This is a genomic window from Glycomyces dulcitolivorans (assembly GCF_003265355.1).
In the GTDB taxonomy this organism is placed as follows: Bacteria; Actinomycetota; Actinomycetes; order Mycobacteriales; family Micromonosporaceae; genus Glycomyces; species Glycomyces dulcitolivorans.
In genome coordinates this window covers 21,354-37,553 of record NZ_QFRW01000057.1, presented here as the reverse complement: position 1 = coordinate 37,553, position 16,200 = coordinate 21,354, and the positions used below count along the sequence as shown (strand labels likewise).

Sequence of the window (16,200 nt, the reverse complement as noted above, 5' to 3'; positions counted from 1 at the left end):
CGGTGGGGTGGCGTACGGGGGCGTGCGGGCGGCGTTCCGCCGAGTCCTCTTCGGGAGGCCCGACGGAGCGCCGCCGCTAGAAGCCCTCTTTCAGGAACGAGGGGACGTCGACGTCGTCGAAGAGGACCTTGCCGTTGCCGGAGTCGCGCTCCGGTTCGGGCTTGGCCTCGCGGATCGGCTCCGGCTTCTGCTCGGGCAGGGCGGAGATCCGGGTCGGCTGCGCCAGTTCGAACTCCGTGTCCTCCACGTCGAAGCCGGCGGCGATCACGGTCACCCGGGCCTCTTCGCCGAGGGCGTCGTCGATGACCGCGCCGAAGATGATGTTCGCGTCGGTGTGCGCGCAGTCCGAGACGAGCTCGGCCGCGTCGTTGATCTCGAACAGGCCGAGGTCCGACCCGCCCGCGATCGACAGGAGCACGCCGCGCGCGCCCTCCATGCTCTGCTCCAGCAAAGGCGACTCGATCGCCGCGCGCGCCGCCTCGACCGCGCGGTTCTCACCGCGCGCCGAGCCGATGCCCATGAGCGCCGAACCGGCGCCGCTCATGACGCTCTTGACGTCGGCGAAGTCGAGGTTGATGAGGCCGGGCGTGGTGATCAGGTCGGTGATGCCCTGGACACCGGAGAGCAGCACCTGGTCGGCGAGGCGGAAGGCGTCCATCATGGAGATGGAGCGGTCGCCGAGGTGGAGCAGCCGGTCGTTGGGGATGACGATCAGCGTGTCGCACTCGTTGCGCAGATCCTCTATTCCCGACACGGCCTGGGTCTGGCGGCGCTTGCCCTCGAAGGCGAACGGCCGGGTGACCACGCCGATCGTGAGCGCGCCGAGCTTGCGGGCGATGTTCGCGATGACGGGGGCGCCGCCGGTGCCGGTGCCGCCGCCCTCACCGCAGGTCACGAAGACCATGTCGGCTCCCTTGAGGACCTCCTCGATCTCGTCGCGGTGGTCTTCGCAGGCCTTCGCGCCCACTTCGGGATTCGCGCCGGCGCCGAGGCCGCGCGTCAGTTCCCGGCCGACGTCGAGCTTCACGTCGGCGTCGCTCATCAAGAGCGCCTGGGCGTCGGTGTTGATGGCGATGAACTCGACGCCCTTGAGGCCCGCCTCGATCATCCGGTTGACAGCATTGACGCCGCCGCCTCCGACTCCTACGACTTTGATGACGGCGAGGTAGTTGTGCGGTGGTGTCATCGCGGCTGCCTTCCTTCCCCTTCGCGGCCCTGGGTGCGACGAACGGGATGTGCACGCACACCCGCTCCCCTTAACGCTAACTCACAGTGGGGGCATCTGGTGCGCTGACATCGACATGTTCGTACCCGACCGCGAGCAATCGATCGACCACCTCGGCCTTCTGGTCGCCTTCGGAGCCGTCGCCCCACGTCACCGTCCGTCCACCTTCGAGGAACAGGGTGACCCCCGCGGGGGACGGCGATTCCACGTGTTCGACCTCGTCGGCGAGGCTCGCGGGGAGCGATTCGAGCACCGCGAGGGTCTCGACGGTGGCGAGGTCGTCCGGTGACGGATCGTCGATTTCGACGATCCACTGAGTACCGGAAGACGAATCCGACTCGTCGAATGCCACACCTTCGGAGTCCACCATGAGAAAAGTCTCTTCTCCGGTGGGAACGGCCATATACGGCTTTCGCTCGGTGACGTCCACCCGGAGCGCGTCCGGCCACGAGCGGGTGACGTCCACCGATTTCACCGGCGCGAGGGCCGCCACCGCGGACGCGAGCGCGTCGAGGTCGGCCCCGAGCAGCGGGTCCCCAAGGGCCCCTTGGCCGAGCGCCTGGACCTCGGCGGGGTCGAGCACGGCGGTCCCGGCGACCTCGATCCGCTGCACCTCGAACCACGGCACGGTCCACAGGACCGTGAAGACGATCAGGAGCAGGGCGAGGGCGCCGACGACGGCGAACCGCAGGCGCTTGTTGGGAAGGCCCCGGCGCACCACGTGGACGAGCCGCCAGGGACCGGGCTCGGTCGGATTGTCGGAGCCGCGCATGGGTCGATCATGGCACGGGCGGGCCACTTGGCGGTGGCGGCACGCCGCGGCGTCGGCTAAGGTTAGGCAAACCTAAACCTTGAGGAGGGGCGGCGCGTGGCGACGCAGACCCAGGCACAGACCGCGGCGGCAGAGCAGACCGTCAGGGCGTTCGACCTGTTCCCCGCCGAGGTGCGGGCGCTGCGGCGCCTCAGTCCGGCGTTCGTCCGGGTGACCTTCGCCGGCGAGACCCTGGCGCACTTCGCGGACAACGGATTCGACCAGCGGTTCAAGCTGATCTTCCCGGCCCCGGCGTGCGGCTTCGACAAGATGCCGCGCACGGAGCGCTGGTACTCCGAGCTGCGGGCCCTGCCCGAGCAGGAGCAGTGCGGCGTCCGCACCTACACCGTGCGGGCCGTCCGGCCCGAGCTCGGCGAGGTCGACGTCGACATGGTGATCCACGAGGCCGGGGCGAACGAGCACTGCGGCCCGGCGCTGCGGTGGCTCCAGACCGCCGCGGTCGGCGACGAGCTCCTGCTGCTGGGCCCCGACGCGCGCTTCGACGGCCCGCACGGCGGCGTCGACTTCCATGCGCCCGAAGGGGCCGAACTCTTGATCGCGGGCGACGAGACCGCGACCCCGGCGATCGCCGCGATCCTGGAGGACCTCCCGGTCACCGCGCGCGGCCACGTCTTCGTCGAAGTGCCCACCGCCGCCGACGTCCTGGACCTGGACGCCCCCGCGGACGTCGCGGTGCACTGGCTGCCGCGCGAGGGCGCGGTGTGGGGCGACCGCCTCGTCCCGGCCGTCACCGACGCCGCCCGCGCCATGGACTTCGCCGCGGGCGGGGAGTTCGAGGAGACCGGCGAGGAGATGATCTGGGATGCACCGCAGGAGGCCGCCTCCGGCGGCGCCTACGTGTGGATCGCGGCCGAGACCGGCGTGGTCAAGACCCTCCGCTTCACCATCCGCAAGGAACTGGGCCTGCCGAAGGAGTCGGGGGCCTTCATGGGCTACTGGCGCAACGGGATGCCCTGGGACTGAATCAAGGCTCGCCGAAGCGGCCCGCGCCTTCCGGCGCGGGCCGTTTCGCGTCCGTCAGCGCAGGAGGTCGTCCGGCATGAGGGAGACGGGCGGGGCGCCCATGGTGACCACGACGTCGCCGCGGGCGGCGAGGGCCTTGACGGCGGCGGGGACGTCGTCCCATTCGGCGACGAAGGCCTTGTCGGAGTCGGGGAGCGCAATGGCGTCCAGGAGCGCCTGGCCGCCTTCGCCTTCGGGGATGGGCTCGCCGGGGCCGAAGATCTCCATGACGACGACCTTGTCGGCGAGGGAGAGCGCCTCGGCGATCTCGTCGCGCATGGCGATGGTGCGGTAGACGCGGTAGGGCTGGAAGACCACGACGAGGTTCCCGTCGCCGGCGACCTCCTTAAGGGTCTTGACGGCCTCGGTCATCGCAGTCGGGTGGTAGGCGTACTCGTCGAAGACCGCGTAACCGTCGATCTCGCCTCGCTTCTCGAAGCGGCGCTTGACGCCTCCGAAGGCGGCGATGCCGGCGGCGATGTCCTCGGGTTCGAGGCCGAGGTACAGGCCGACGGCGACCGCGGCGGTGGAGTTGAGGGCGATGTGCCTGCCGGGCATGGGCAGGTGGAAGCGGCCGAGGACCTGGTTCTCGTAGAGGACCGTGTAGTCGACGCCGTCGACCGAGGACTCGACGTCGCCGAGCTGGACGTCGGCGCCGTCGCTGAAGCCGTAGGTGGCGACCGTGCGGCCCTCGGCGCGGAGCTTCCTGGCGAGGCCGAGGGTGCCGGGGTTGTCGGCGCACAGGACGAGCAGGCCGTCCTTGTCGGTGTTGCGGCAGAACCGCTCGAACGCCTCGGTGAGGGATTCCATGTCGCCGTAGGTGTTCAGGTGGTCCACGTCGATGTTGGTGACGATGCCGACCTCGGGCCGGTAGCGCAGGAAGGACCGGTCGGACTCGTCGGCCTCGGCGACGAAGAGGTCGCCGGAGCCGTGGGCGCCGGTGAACGCGCCGATGTTCTCGCCGCCGTTCACATAGGACGGTGCGAGTCCGGCGTGTTCGAGCATCTGCGTGATGATCGCGGTGGTGGTGGTCTTGCCGTGGGTGCCGGTGACGACGACGGAGCGGCGGCCGGTCATGGCGGCGGCGAGGGCCTCGGAGCGGTGGTAGACGCGGATGCCGCGGCGGCGGGCCTCGGCGACTTCGAGGTGCTCGTCGTTGTGCGCGGTGGAACGCACCACGGTGTCGATCCCGTCGAGGTTCGACGCGGTGTGCTCGCGGTGGATCACGACGCCGTGGCGCTCCAGCTCGGGCAGCGAGGGCCAGTCTTTCAGCTCGGAGCCGGAGACGGGGAGCCCGCGGGTGGCGTAGAGGCGGGTGAGGCCGTTCATGCCGACGCCGCCGACGCCGATGAAGAGCACGTGCCCGAGGTCCTCGGCGGTGACGCCCTCGTCGATGGGGCTGGTCAGGTCGTTGGGATCGCTCATGCCTCTGAGACCACCTTCAGCGTGTAGTTGCGGAGCGCCTCGTCGCCGGTGCGGGAGCCGAAGGCGGCCGCGGCCTGCGACATCTGGAGGACGCGGTTGCGGTCGGTGATGACCGGGATGAGGTTCTCGGCGATCCAGCCGGGGCTGAGGTTCTCGTCGTCGCAGAACATCGCGCCGCCGGCGGCGACGACCGGCCCGGCGTTGCGGTACTGCTCCTTGTTGCCCCACGGCATGGGGACGAACACGGTCGGGATGCCGAGCGCCGAGACCTCGGCGACGGTCATGGAGCCGCCGCGGGCCAGGACCATGTCGGCGGCGGCGTAGCCGAGGTCCATGCGGTCGAGGTACGGGAGCGTCCGGTACGGGACGGGCAGGCCCTCGGGGATGTGGATGGGCTCGTCGCGGCGGGCGCCGGTGATGTGGAGGACCTGGACGCCGCGGTGCGAGAGCATCTGGGCCGCACCGGAGACGGCGTTGTTGATCGAGGCCGCGCCCTGGGAGCCGCCGTACACGAACAGGACGGGCCGGCGCGGGTCGAGCCCGAAGTACTGGCAGGCCTGGGCCCGCATGGCGTTGCGGTCGAGGTGCGCGATGGCCGGGCGCAGCGGGACGCCGGTGATGGTGCCGTCGGCGAGCAGCGGCGAGGCCTGCGGCAGGTGCGGGAAGCCGAGCGCGAGGTTGTCGCTGAACTTGAGGGCCATCTTGTTGGCGACCCCGGGCGGGTCGTTGAACTCGAAGATGACCATGGCGGTCTTGCGGCGCCAGGCGGCGAGGTAGGCGGGGACGGCGACGTAGCCGCCGAAGCCGACCACGACGTCGGCCTGGACCTCGTCGAGGATGTCGCGGGTGGCCTTCATGGCCTTGAGCATGCGCGGCGCGGTCAGGAGGAGGTCGAGGTTGACCTTGCGCGGCAGCTGGTGCGCGGGGACGTTGCGGAGGTCGTACCCGGCCTTGGGGATGAGCTCGTTCTCCAGGCCCTTCTCGGTGCCGAGGCAGGTGACGCGCACGTGGGGGTCGTGGCGGCGCAGGCAGTCGGCGTAGGCCAGGAGCGGGTAGATGTGGCCGCCGGTGCCGCCGCCGGCGAGGACGACCGATCGCAGTTGAGCCAACGTCATTTCTTTCTGGTCGTGGGACTCGGGGACTCGGAATCGGATTCCGAGCGGGGAGCGGGCGGCAGGGGGGCCCACAGCAAGCGTACGAGACGGGAGGGGTTGCGCGCCCGCAGCGCCTGGGCGGCGTCGGGTTCGGCACGCGCGAACCCGGCGAGCATCCCGACCGCGGCGAGGACCACGACGAGTGCGGTGCCGCCGTCGGAGATGAACGGGAGCGGGACGCCGGTCATGGGGATGAGGCCGAGGACGCCGCCGATGTTGATGAACGCCTGCCCGGCGATCCAGATCGTGACGCCCGCGGCCACGAGCGACCGGAACGCGTCGTCGGAGCGGCGCGCGATGCGGAAGCCGGTGTAGACGAGGACGGCGAACAGCGCGAGGATCACCAGGCAGCCGACGACGCCGAGCTCCTCGGCGATGAGCGCGAAGATGAAGTCGTTGTGGCCGTTGGGCAGCCAGTCCCACTTCTGGCGGCTCTCGCCGAGGCCGAGGCCGAACCAACCGCCGTCGGCGATCGCGTAGTAGCCCTGGATGGCCTGGTAGCCCCAGGTGTCGGCGAAGTCCTCGGGGCGCGAGAACGAGATGATGCGCTCCATGCGGTAGCCCTCGAACGCGATGAGGAGGGCCGAGCCGACCAGGGCGATGCCGAACAGCACCCCGAGGATGCGCAACGGCACGCCCGAGGCCCACAGGAGGCCGATGAACATCGCGACGATGATGAGCATCGTCCCCAGGTCGGCGTAGCCGATGATGATCATCAGCAGGCCGGCGATGGGGAACATGGGGATCGCGAGGTCGCGCCAGGACGCGATGCGCGGGCCCAGGCGCACCAGCGAGTCCGCGGCCCACAGCAGGAGCGCGAACTTGGCGACCTCGGCGGGCTGGAACTGGACCGGTCCGATGTGGATCCACAGGTTGTCGGTGGCCAGGCCCGAGGCGTCGGCCCCGGAGGCCTCCAGCTGCTTGTCGCGGATCGACATGACGACCAGGAACAGGCCCAGCAGGATCGCGATCACCAGCAGCGGGCGCGAGACCGACCGGTAGGTGCGGGCCGGGAGCCGCTGGGCGATCCAGAAGCAGATCAGGCCGACGACGGCCCAGATGACCTGCTGGAGGATGACCGCGAACGCGTTGCCGGTGGCCTCGTAGGACTCGACCATGGTGGCGGAGAAGACCATCACCAGGCCGATGGTGAGCAGGAGCCCGGCGGAGGAGAGCAGCAGGTAGTACGAGGCGAGCGGCCGGTCGAGGAGGCCGCGGAGCATCTCGGTGAACCCGCTTCTCACCCGTCGACCTCCCCGAGGAGCTCCCTCACCGCGTCCGCGAACGCGTCGCCGCGGTGGGCGTAGGAGCGGAACATGTCGTAGGAGGCCGCGGCGGGCGACAGCAGCACGGTGTCCCCCGGCCGCGCGTACTGCGCGGCGCGGGCGGCGACGTCGGTCATGACCGCATCGTCGCCGCCGTCGAGGACGGCGACGGGGAGGTCGGGGGCGTGTCGCGCGAGCGCTTCGGCGATCTCGGCCCGGTCCTGTCCGATGAGGACGGCCGCGCGCATCTTGTGGGCGTAGTCGGCGACGAGGCCGTCGACGTCGACGCCCTTGAGCTGGCCGCCCGCGACCCACACGACCGAGTCGTAGGCCGCGAGCGCGGCCGCGGCCGCGTGCGGGTTGGTGGCCTTGGAGTCGTCGACCCAGGTGACGCCGCCGTGTTCGGCGAAGGCCACGTTGCGGTGCGGCTCAGGCACGTAGGTACGGATCGCCTCGGCGATGTCGGCGTGCGAGACGCCGGCCTGACGGGCGAGCGCGGCGGCGGCGAGCGCGTTGGCGACGTTGTGCCACCCGGCGGGGCGCACGAGGTCGACCGAGCAGATCTGCACCGGCTCGGCGCCGGTGAAGTCGACGAGGTAGCCGAGGGCCACCCCGAACTGGCCCGGGTCGGGCTGGTTCAGGGTGAAGCCGGTGACGTGCGCTTCGGTGTGCTTGGCGAGGGCGACGACCGCGGGGTCGTCGAGGTTGACGACGGCCTGCCCGCCGCGCCACACCGCGGCCTTGGCCTCGGCGTAGGCGTCGAAGCTCCCGTGCCAGTCGAGGTGGTCGGGGGCGAGGTTGAGGACGACCCCGGCCGTGGGCGCGAGCTCGGAGGACCAGTGGAGCTGGTAGCTGGAGAGCTCGACGGCGATCGCGTCGTAGGGGCCGTTGGCGGCCTGGACGAGCGGGACGCCGATGTTGCCGAGGGCCGCGGTGCGCAGGCCCCCGGCTTTGAGCATCGCGGCGAGCATGGTCGTGGTGGTGGTCTTGCCGTTGGTGCCGGTGACGGCCAGCCAGATCGCGGCCCCGCTTTCGCGCAGGCGCCAGGCGAGCTCGGGTTCGGAGAACGTCTCGATCCCGGCCGCGCGGGCGGCCGCGGCGATCGGGTGGTGCGGGGCGAAGCCGGGCGACAGGAGGACCTGCTCGATCCCGTCGAGGAGGGCGGGGTCGAAGTCGCCGTGGGCGGTCCGCGCGCCGCGGGCCGCGAGCGCCTGGAGCCGTTCGGAGTCGTCGCGGTCGTACACGGTGACCGCGGCGCCGCGGTCGAGGAGGACCTCGGCGCAGGCGGTGCCGGCGACGCGGGCGCCCGCGACGAGGACGGAGCTGGCTATGGCCGCCACCGGTTACCCCGCGATCCGCAGGAAGTCGGCGAAGAAGAAGCCGAGGGCGATGGCGACGCCGATGCCGGCGATGATCCAGAACCGGACGACGATGGTCACCTCGGACCAGCCGGCGAGTTCGAAGTGGTGCTGGATCGGCGACATGCGGAACACGCGCCTGCCGGTGAGCTTGAACGAGGTCACCTGGATCATGACGCTGGCGGTGGTGATGACGAAGAGCGCGCCGACGATGGGCAGCAGCAGGATCGTCTTGGAGGCGATGGCGAGTCCGGCGATGAGCGCGCCGAGGCTGAGCGACCCGGAGTCGCCCATGAAGATCTGGGCGGGCGAGGTGTTCCACCACAGGAAGCCGAACATGGCCCCGGCGGCGGCCCCGGCGATGAGGGCGATCTCCAGGGGGTCGCGGACGTCGTAGCAGAGGTTGTCGGCGGGCTGGGCGCCGCCGCACCAGTGGCGGTACTCCCAGAAGCCGATGATGAGGAACGCCATGAACGCCATCATGGAGGCGCCGGTGGCGAGGCCGTCGAGGCCGTCGGTGAGGTTGACGCCGTTGGCGGTGGCGTTGACCAGGAGCACGATCACGACGACCATGCCGATCTCGGTGACGTTGAAGGCGCCGGTGCTGCCGGAGAGCGAGACGAAGGGGGTCGCGACGGTCTCGGAGATGTCGGGCGAGTCGATCGAGCCGGTGTAGTAGACCGCGACGAGGCCGAAGATGATGGCGGCGATGGTGAGGCCGATGACCTTGGCGCGTCCGGAGATGCCGCCGGAGTGCTTGCGGCGGATCTTGAGCCAGTCGTCGATGAAGCCGACGAACCCGCAGGAGACGAACAGTCCGATGAGGACGATGCCGGTGGCGGTGAAGCCGGTGGGGCGGTTGAAGGTGACGCCGCCGACCGCTTCGGGCAGGGCCATGAGGACGAGGTGGCCCGAGACGTAGGCGAGCACGGTCGTGAAGATGAAGACGACGCCGCCCATGGTGGGGGTGCCGGCCTTGGCGAGGTGGGTCTGGGGTCCGTCGGAGCGGATGGGCTGTCCGGCCTTGAGGCGGCGGAACAGCTTGGCCGCGAGGGGCGTCAGCGCCATGGTGAGCGCGAACGCCACGAACGCGGCGACGATGACTGCTCTCACTGGTCGGTTTCCTCCTTGGCGCGCAAGTGGTCGGCGACGTCCCAGGTCCGGTAGCGGGAGCCCTTCACCAGGACGGCGTCGCCGGGGCGCAGCCGGTTTTCGAGCAGCGCGATGGCCGCGGCTTGATCGGGGACATGGGTGGCGGTGACGCCGTCGGCACCGTCGATGATGGGTTGGGTGCCGTCGCCGACGGCGATGATCTCGTCGACGCCGGCGTCGCGGGCCTGCTCGCCGAGGCGCCGGTGGCATTCCTCTTCGAGTTCCTGGAGGTCGGCCATGAGTCCGAGGACCGCGATGCGGCGGCCCCCGGTCGGGAGCTGCCCGAGGGCGCGGACGGCCGCGCCCATCGAGGCGGGGTTGGCGTTGTAGGAGTCGTCGATGACGACGGTGCCGTCGGGGCGGGTGAAGACGTCCATGCGGCGCTCGGAGAGGCGCCCGGCCTCGCCGAGGCCCGCGGCGATCTCGTCGGGGGCCGCGCCGAGCTTCCACAGGACCCCGGCCGCGGCGAGCGCGTTGTAGACGTGGTGGTCGCCCCAGAGGTTGAGCTCGACGCGGGCGGCGCCGGCGGGGGTGACGAGGGTGAAGGCGTGGCGGCCGTCGCGGGGGTCGATGTCGGCGGCGCGGATCTCGGCGTCCTCGCGGATGCCGTACCGCGCAACGGAAGCGCTGGTCACGTCGGCCATGGCGGCGACGCGCGGGTCGTCGGCGTTGAGGAGGACGGAACCGTCGGCGCCGATGAACCGCGGCAGTTCGGACTTGGCCTTCGCGGTGGTCTCGATGGACCCGAAGCCGTCGAGGTGGGAGATGCCGACGTTGAGGACCACGCCGATGGTCGGCGGGGCGATCTCGCACAGCTGCGTGATGTGGCCGAGTCCGCGGGCGGCGAGTTCGAGGACCAGGTACTCGGTGTCGGGTTCGACGCGGCAGACCGTGTACGGGTGGCCGAGCTCGTTGTTGAAGTTGGCCTCGGTGGCGACCGTGGGGCCCAGGCGGGCGCACAGCTGGCCGATGAGGTCCTTGGTGGAGGTCTTGCCGTTGGAGCCGGTGACGCCGATGATGCGGGCCTTCGCGACCGAGGCGACGTGCTTGGCGAGCAGGGTGAGCGCCGCGATGGCGTCGTCGACGTAGACCGCGGGCGAGTCGATCGGGCGGGTCGCGATGGTCGCGACCGCGCCCTGGGCGTGGGCCTTGGCGGCGAAGTCGTGGCCGTCGGCCTTGGCGCCGGGGATCGCGAGGAAGAGGCCGCCGGGCCCGGCCTTGCGGGAGTCGTACTCGACCCCGCCGGTGACGAGGGCCTGCGGGTCGGCCGTCTCGCTGAGCTTGCCGCCGGTGACGGCGGCGACCTGGGCCAGGCTCATGGGGATCACGCGGCGGACTCCTCCTGCTGTTGTGAGGTCATGCTTGTCGGACTATCACGCTTCAGCGTGCGGCGCCGGTTTCACCCATCCCGCGTCGGTGAGCGCGCGGGCCAGGAGCACGCGGTCGTCGCTCGCCACCGGGCCGTCGGCGGTCTCGGTGTACGTCTCGTGGCCCTTGCCGAGCAGGGCGATGGCGTCACCGGGCGCGGCCAGGGCGGCGGCCTCCCGGACGGCGGGCTCCCGTCCCGGAATATTACGGCAGGGCACGCCCTGGACGGCGGCGGCCACCTCGTCCCGGATGCGTGCGGGGTCCTCGGTGCGCGGGTTGTCGTCGGTGACGATGACCAGGTCGGCGGCGGCCGCGGCGGCCGCGCCCATGAGCGGGCGCTTGGACCGGTCCCGGTCGCCTCCGGCGCCGAGGATCGCGATGACTCTGCCGGGGGTGGACTCGCGGAGCGCGGCGAGGACCGCGGTGATCGCCTCGGGCTTGTGGGCGTAGTCGACGACGCCGCGCACGGGCGAATCGCCGGAGACGAGCTCCATGCGGCCCGGCACGCCGGTGCAGGAGGCGACGCCCGCGAGCGCGGTGTCGGTGTCGAGGCCGACCGCTTCGAGGAGGGCGACGGCGAGGACGGCGTTGGCGACGTTGTGCCGCCCGGGCATGTTGACCCGCCCGTCGCCCTTGCCGAAGGGGCCGCTGAGGTGGAACGTCTGGGTGAAGCCGTCGCCGGCGATGTCGTGGGCGTAGTAGTCGGCGGTGGGGTCGCGGAAGGAGAAGGTGCGGTTCACGCCGTCGGCGAGGGTGGCGACGCGGGCGTCGTCGGCGTTCAGGATCTCGATCTCGGCGCGGCCGTCGAAGAGGCGGGCCTTGGCCGCGAAGTAGTCGTCGAGGTCCTTGTGGAAGTCGAGGTGGTCGGTGCCGAACATGGTGAACCCGGCGGCCTTGAAGCGGCAGCCTTCGACACGGCCGAGGACGAGCGCGTGGCTGGAGACCTCCATGACCACGTCGGTGACGCCGCGCTCGACGGCGGCCGCCAGGAGCGCCTGGAGCTCGGGGGCCTCGGGGGTGGTGCGCTCGGACTCGATGCGGTCCCCGGCGATGCGGGTCTCGACGGTGCCGATGATGCCGGTGGTGCGCCCGGCGTGGGCGAGGGCGGCCTCCACGAGGTACGCGGTGGAGGTCTTGCCGTTCGTGCCGGTGATGCCGATGAGGTTGAGGCGCTCGGAGGGCCGGCCCCAGACGCGGGCGGCGACCTCGCCGGTGAGCGTGCGCGGATCGTCGGCGGTCAGGACCGGCAGGAGGCCGCCGACGAGTTCGGCGCCGCGGGCGTCGGTGAGGACCGCGACCGCGCCGCGCTCGACGGCCTGGGCGGTGAACTCGGCGCCGTGCCGGTTGGATCCGGGGAGGGCCGCGAACAGGTCGCCCGGCTCGACAGCGGCGGCGGCGAGGCTGACGCCGGTGACCGCCAGATCCAGGTCCCCGGCTCCGGGCAGGAGGTCGGCGAGGCCGTCCAATCGGTACGGGACGGTCTGGTGGGGACGTGGAAAGGTCGGCACGGCCTGACCCTACACCGGCACCGACCGTCCGCAGGCCGTACACCGCCCGGGGAACCGAACGGGGTCTTGGAGGTCAGTGGTCGGGGCGGTGGACCGGGTTGCGGTCGTGCTCGTCGAGGTTGTCCGACCACGTCCCGAGGAGCTTGTCGAGCTCCGCGGACTGGTCGCAGTTGAGGTCGTCGAGGAACAGCTCGCGCACGAGCGAGAGGATGCACGGCGCCGCCTGCTCCAGGCGCTCCAGCCCGGCCGGGGTCAGCTTCACCCAGGTGCCGCGGTTGTCGCTGTCGCACTTGTGCCGCTCGACCAGGCCCATCTCGGAGAGCTTGTTGACCTGGTAGGTGACCGCGCTCTTGGCGGTGACGATGACGTCGGCCAGGTCGCTCATGCGCATGGCCTGCTCCTCGCCGTCGGCGAGGCGCACCAGGATCTCGTACTGCGTGTGGGTGATCCCGTGGTTGCCCTGGAGGCGCCGGTCGATCTGGTGCTCCAGGCGGTGCGTGACCTGGAGGAACCGGGTCCAGACGGCGTTCACGTCGGGTCGGAGCCAGCGGCTCTCGAAATCGCCCGCGCCCATCCCGCTCCTCCTCTCGTCGCGCCCGTCACCAGCCGCGAGGCTGGTTCAATTTCGAACAATCCTATCAGCAGGTGAGACCCCGCACGGTACTGAAGTAGGCGACGCCACAAACCGGTGACTCGGCGGCCACCAGCGGTTATGCCCCCTGGCCCGGTTCAGGCCGAAGAATCCTCCCGTTCTAGGCTGGGGCCCGACCAAAGGCCCCCTCGGCCACGAGCACCCGAAGGACCGCACGCCTTGAACGCCGGAACCATCGCCAGGAGCGCCGCCCGCCCCTTCCGCGGAGCGAAGCGACTGCTCACCTTCCCCGTCGCCGCCGTCGCGGCCGTCGTGTTCCTGGTCTCCCCCGCCTCGCAGTCCAACGCGCAGGAGGAAGAGGAGGGCGCCTCCGCCGAGCTCAGCCAGGCCATCGAGGACTACCTCAACGCCCGCGACGAACTCGCCGCCCTGGAGCAGCAGGAAGAGGACCTCGCCAACGAACTCGCCTCCTCCACCGAGGAGCAGGCCGCACTCCAGGTCGAACTCGACGATTTCGCGTACGTCGCCTCCACCACCTCCGACTTCCAGTCCACCGCCGCACTCCTCTCCTCCGGCGACCCCCAGGACGCCATCGCCGCCATGGAACTCCTCCAGTTCCTCGGCGAATCGCGCGCCGACCGCTACAACGAGATCGTCCTGCGCCTCCAGGAGATCGAGGCCCTCCAGCAGACCCTCGACGACAACATCGCCGAACAGGCCGACGTCGCCGACGAACTCGAAGACGCCCGAGACGAGGCCGCCCGCGAACTCGCCGCCAACGGCGGCGACGCCGCCGACGGCCCCACCGCCTCCGACGCCCCCGCCGCCGACCCCTTCCAAGGCGACAGCGGCGGCTGCACCGAAGACGACCCCACCACCGGCGGCTGCCTCACCCCCCGCACCCTCCACGCCCTCGAACAGGCCCAGATCGCCGGCTTCACCCGCTTCGTCTCCTGCTACCGCCCCTCCGGCTCCGGCGAGCACCCCAAGGGCCGGGCCTGCGACTTCTCCTCCGAAGCCGGCGGCTTCGGCGGCGACGCCGGCGGCGAGGACTACGACTACGGCCAGAACCTCGCGGCCTGGTTCATCGAGAACTCCGACGCCCTCGGCGTCCAGTACGTCATCTGGTACCGCCAGATCTGGTTCCCCGGCGAAGGCTGGCGCTCCTACTCCGGCGCCTACGGCGACCCGTCCTCCGACCACACCAACCACGTCCACCTGAGCATGCGCTCCTGACCACACGAACCCCGAGCGGTCCAAGCTCACAGGTTCACAGGGGACACGGACTCGCCAGGCGTGTGTACCGTGGGGCGATGAGCTTCGGACGATCCTCTCTGACACGCCGCGGCACGTTCATCGCCGCCGGCTCTGCGGCCGCCCTCGGCCTCGCCGCGGCCTGCACGAAGGAAGACGGGACCATCTCGGAAGACGGCTCCTCCGAAGAGGCCCAGAGCGCCGCGAAGGTGACCATCACCCCCGCCGACGGCTCCGCCGACGCGACCGCCGCCACCGAGATCGCCTGGACCGTCGAGAGCGGCGAGTTCCAGGAGTTCGCGCTGGCCGACGCCTCCGGCGCGGCCGTCGAAGGCGCGATGCACCCCGACGGGACCACCTGGGTCCCCGCCAGCCCCCTCGAATGGGAGGGCACGTACACCGCGACCGTGACCGCCGCCGACGAGGCGGGCCTGGTCGCCACCGCGACCTCCACGTTCACCGTCATCGCCTCCCCCGGCGACCGCGTGAGCATCGAGAACTACCTGCCGGGCCAGGACTCCACGGTCGGGCAGGGCGCGATCCTCGCGTTCCGGTTCACCGGCCACGAGGTCGCCGAGGACCTGCGGCCCGCGGTCGAGCGGCGCCTGTTCGTCGCCTCCGAACCGCAGCAGGAGGGCGCGTGGCACTGGATCACCGGGCGCGCGCTCGAATACCGGACCAAGGAGTACTGGCAGCCGAACACGCAGGTCACGGTCCGCCTCGGGCTCGGCGGCCTCGACCTCGGCGACGGCAAGTACGGCGAGTTCGACCAGGAGACGGCCTTCACCACCGACGCCGAGGCGCGGCTGCTGGAGGCCGACAACGACACCAAGGAGATGCGGGCGTACCTGGACGGCACTATCGTCCAGACCATCCCGATCTCGCTGGGCGCCGACGAGATCGACGGGGTCGACACCCGGTCCTTCTCCGGCACCATGCTCATCATGAGCCGCGAGGAGGAGGCGACCTTCTCCTCCGAGCAGTTCGACTACGAGACCGAGGCGAAGTGGGCGATGCGCCTGACGTTCTCGGGCCAGTTCATCCACGGCGCCCCGTGGGCGGCCGACCGCCTCGGCGTCTCCAACGGCTCCCACGGCTGCCTCAACGTCTCCGACGAGATGGGCGAGTGGGTCTACAACTTCGTGCGCTGGGGCGACCCGGTCGTCGTCAAGAACACCGGCGTCGAAGTGCCCCAAGGGGACGGCTTCACCGGCTGGTCGCTCGACTGGGAGACGTTCAAGGCCGGGTCGTACCTGGCCTCTTAAGGCGAACGAGCAAGGGCCCGGCGGGAGGCCGCCGGGCCCTTGCTCGTCGTCTTCTAAACGTGCTCTTCGTGCCGGACCTTCGGGTCGGCGGCCTGCGGGTGCTCCTCCAGGATGCGGCGGTGCGCCCAGCGCTCCACGAAGAAGGAGGCGACCGGGACGGTCCCGCCGAGCAGGAGGCCCACGGTCTGCGGCCAGAACCGCCAGCCCGCCTGCTGGGCGAGGTGGAAGCCGAGGACCAGGTAGACCATGTAGCAGAGGCCGTGGATCGGGCTGATCACCGTCACCAGCGTGTCGTCGCCGCCGAAGTACTTGAGCGGCATGGCGACGAACATGAGGATGATGAGGAACGTGCCGACGATCCAGGCGACGATGCGGAAGCGTTTCAGAGCGGCGTTCAAGCGTGGCTCCCCTGGGAGGAATCGGATGGTGACTGCCGCGCGCTCAAGATGGAGGCCTCGAACGGCGAGGTCATCGGGGGCGGCTCGGGGCGGCCGCGGCGCGGCTCCTCGCCTTCGGGGCGGTCCTTGTGCAGCTCCAGGCGCATCTGCCTGACCCACAAGGCGACCGTGAAGACCGCGAACAGCGGCCATTCGAGGGCGTAGCCCCAGCTGATGGCGTTGCCGCCCTGCGCGCGGGTCAGCTGCCACCACCCGAGCAGCCCGAAGGCGATCGTCAGCACCACGGCGAAGCAGTGGAGGACGATCCATGGGGGCGTCAGCAACCGTCGCACGCCCCCAGACTAGGGTGACCGACCCGATGTTGCCGCCGGGGGGCCGTCCGTGGTGACATAGGCCGGTGAC

At 71.0% G+C, this 16,200-nt stretch carries 15 protein-coding genes; 3 read left to right on the top strand and 12 right to left on the bottom strand.

Annotation, left to right across the window (positions count from 1 at the left end):
- Positions 1–76: 76 nt before the first annotated feature.
- Both ftsZ and DI269_RS04155 read right to left on the bottom strand, forming a co-directional pair.
- Positions 77–1,186, bottom strand: a complete 1,110-nt coding sequence (ftsZ, locus tag DI269_RS04160; RefSeq protein WP_112133867.1) for a cell division protein FtsZ — start codon at positions 1,184–1,186, stop codon at positions 77–79.
- A 76-nt stretch (positions 1,187–1,262) separates the two neighbouring features.
- A complete protein-coding gene (locus DI269_RS04155; RefSeq protein ID WP_112133866.1) occupies positions 1,263–1,997 on the bottom strand; it encodes a cell division protein FtsQ/DivIB in 735 nt (244 codons plus the stop codon).
- Positions 1,998–2,093: 96 nt separating this feature from the next.
- On the opposite strand from DI269_RS04155, the gene DI269_RS04150 reads away from it, so the two are divergent.
- Complete coding sequence (locus DI269_RS04150; protein ID WP_112133865.1) at positions 2,094–3,020, top strand: siderophore-interacting protein; 927 nt, start codon at positions 2,094–2,096, stop codon at positions 3,018–3,020.
- A 54-nt stretch (positions 3,021–3,074) separates the two neighbouring features.
- Here DI269_RS04150 and murC read toward each other — a convergent pair whose 3' ends face one another.
- From murC to DI269_RS04110, 8 genes are all read right to left on the bottom strand, one after another.
- The gene (gene murC / locus DI269_RS04145) at positions 3,075–4,484 is read right to left on the bottom strand and encodes a UDP-N-acetylmuramate--L-alanine ligase (protein ID WP_112133864.1); all 1,410 of its coding nucleotides are present in this window, start codon (positions 4,482–4,484) and stop codon (positions 3,075–3,077) included.
- Positions 4,481–5,593, bottom strand: a complete 1,113-nt coding sequence (locus DI269_RS04140) for a UDP-N-acetylglucosamine--N-acetylmuramyl-(pentapeptide) pyrophosphoryl-undecaprenol N-acetylglucosamine transferase (protein ID WP_112133863.1) — start codon at positions 5,591–5,593, stop codon at positions 4,481–4,483. Before DI269_RS04140 ends, murC begins: the two co-directional genes overlap by 4 nt.
- A gap of 2 nt (positions 5,594–5,595) precedes the next feature.
- The gene (gene ftsW / locus DI269_RS04135; RefSeq protein ID WP_232822608.1) at positions 5,596–6,882 is read right to left on the bottom strand and encodes a putative lipid II flippase FtsW; all 1,287 of its coding nucleotides are present in this window, start codon (positions 6,880–6,882) and stop codon (positions 5,596–5,598) included.
- Positions 6,879–8,243 (bottom strand): UDP-N-acetylmuramoyl-L-alanine--D-glutamate ligase, encoded by a 1,365-nt coding sequence (murD, locus tag DI269_RS04130; RefSeq protein WP_112133862.1) that lies wholly within the window; start codon positions 8,241–8,243, stop codon positions 6,879–6,881. Before murD ends, ftsW begins: the two co-directional genes overlap by 4 nt.
- Before the next feature lie 3 nt (positions 8,244–8,246).
- Positions 8,247–9,374, bottom strand: coding sequence for a phospho-N-acetylmuramoyl-pentapeptide-transferase (mraY, locus tag DI269_RS04125; RefSeq protein WP_112133861.1), 1,128 nt, complete (start codon positions 9,372–9,374; stop codon positions 8,247–8,249).
- Complete coding sequence (locus DI269_RS04120) at positions 9,371–10,741, bottom strand: UDP-N-acetylmuramoyl-tripeptide--D-alanyl-D-alanine ligase (RefSeq protein ID WP_112133860.1); 1,371 nt, start codon at positions 10,739–10,741, stop codon at positions 9,371–9,373. Before DI269_RS04120 ends, mraY begins: the two co-directional genes overlap by 4 nt.
- A gap of 45 nt (positions 10,742–10,786) precedes the next feature.
- Complete coding sequence (locus DI269_RS04115; protein WP_112133859.1) at positions 10,787–12,289, bottom strand: UDP-N-acetylmuramoyl-L-alanyl-D-glutamate--2,6-diaminopimelate ligase; 1,503 nt, start codon at positions 12,287–12,289, stop codon at positions 10,787–10,789.
- A gap of 73 nt (positions 12,290–12,362) precedes the next feature.
- Entirely contained in the window at positions 12,363–12,863 is a 501-nt protein-coding gene (locus tag DI269_RS04110) for a MarR family winged helix-turn-helix transcriptional regulator (protein ID WP_112133858.1), read from the bottom strand.
- 237 nt (positions 12,864–13,100) lie between these two features.
- Here DI269_RS04110 and DI269_RS27600 point away from each other — a divergent pair, with 237 nt between their 5' ends.
- Positions 13,101–14,117, top strand: a complete 1,017-nt coding sequence (locus DI269_RS27600) for a hypothetical protein (RefSeq protein WP_198667128.1) — start codon at positions 13,101–13,103, stop codon at positions 14,115–14,117.
- Positions 14,118–14,194: 77 nt separating this feature from the next.
- Positions 14,195–15,400: a L,D-transpeptidase gene (locus tag DI269_RS04100; protein WP_112133857.1), complete on the top strand. Its 1,206-nt coding sequence runs from the start codon at positions 14,195–14,197 to the stop codon at positions 15,398–15,400.
- 53 nt (positions 15,401–15,453) lie between these two features.
- On the opposite strand, the gene DI269_RS04095 is transcribed toward DI269_RS04100, so the two are convergent.
- Positions 15,454–15,798, bottom strand: coding sequence for a DUF3817 domain-containing protein (locus tag DI269_RS04095; RefSeq protein WP_112133856.1), 345 nt, complete (start codon positions 15,796–15,798; stop codon positions 15,454–15,456).
- Complete coding sequence (locus tag DI269_RS04090; protein ID WP_157974752.1) at positions 15,795–16,130, bottom strand: hypothetical protein; 336 nt, start codon at positions 16,128–16,130, stop codon at positions 15,795–15,797. Before DI269_RS04090 ends, DI269_RS04095 begins: the two co-directional genes overlap by 4 nt.
- Positions 16,131–16,200: the final 70 nt, after the last annotated feature.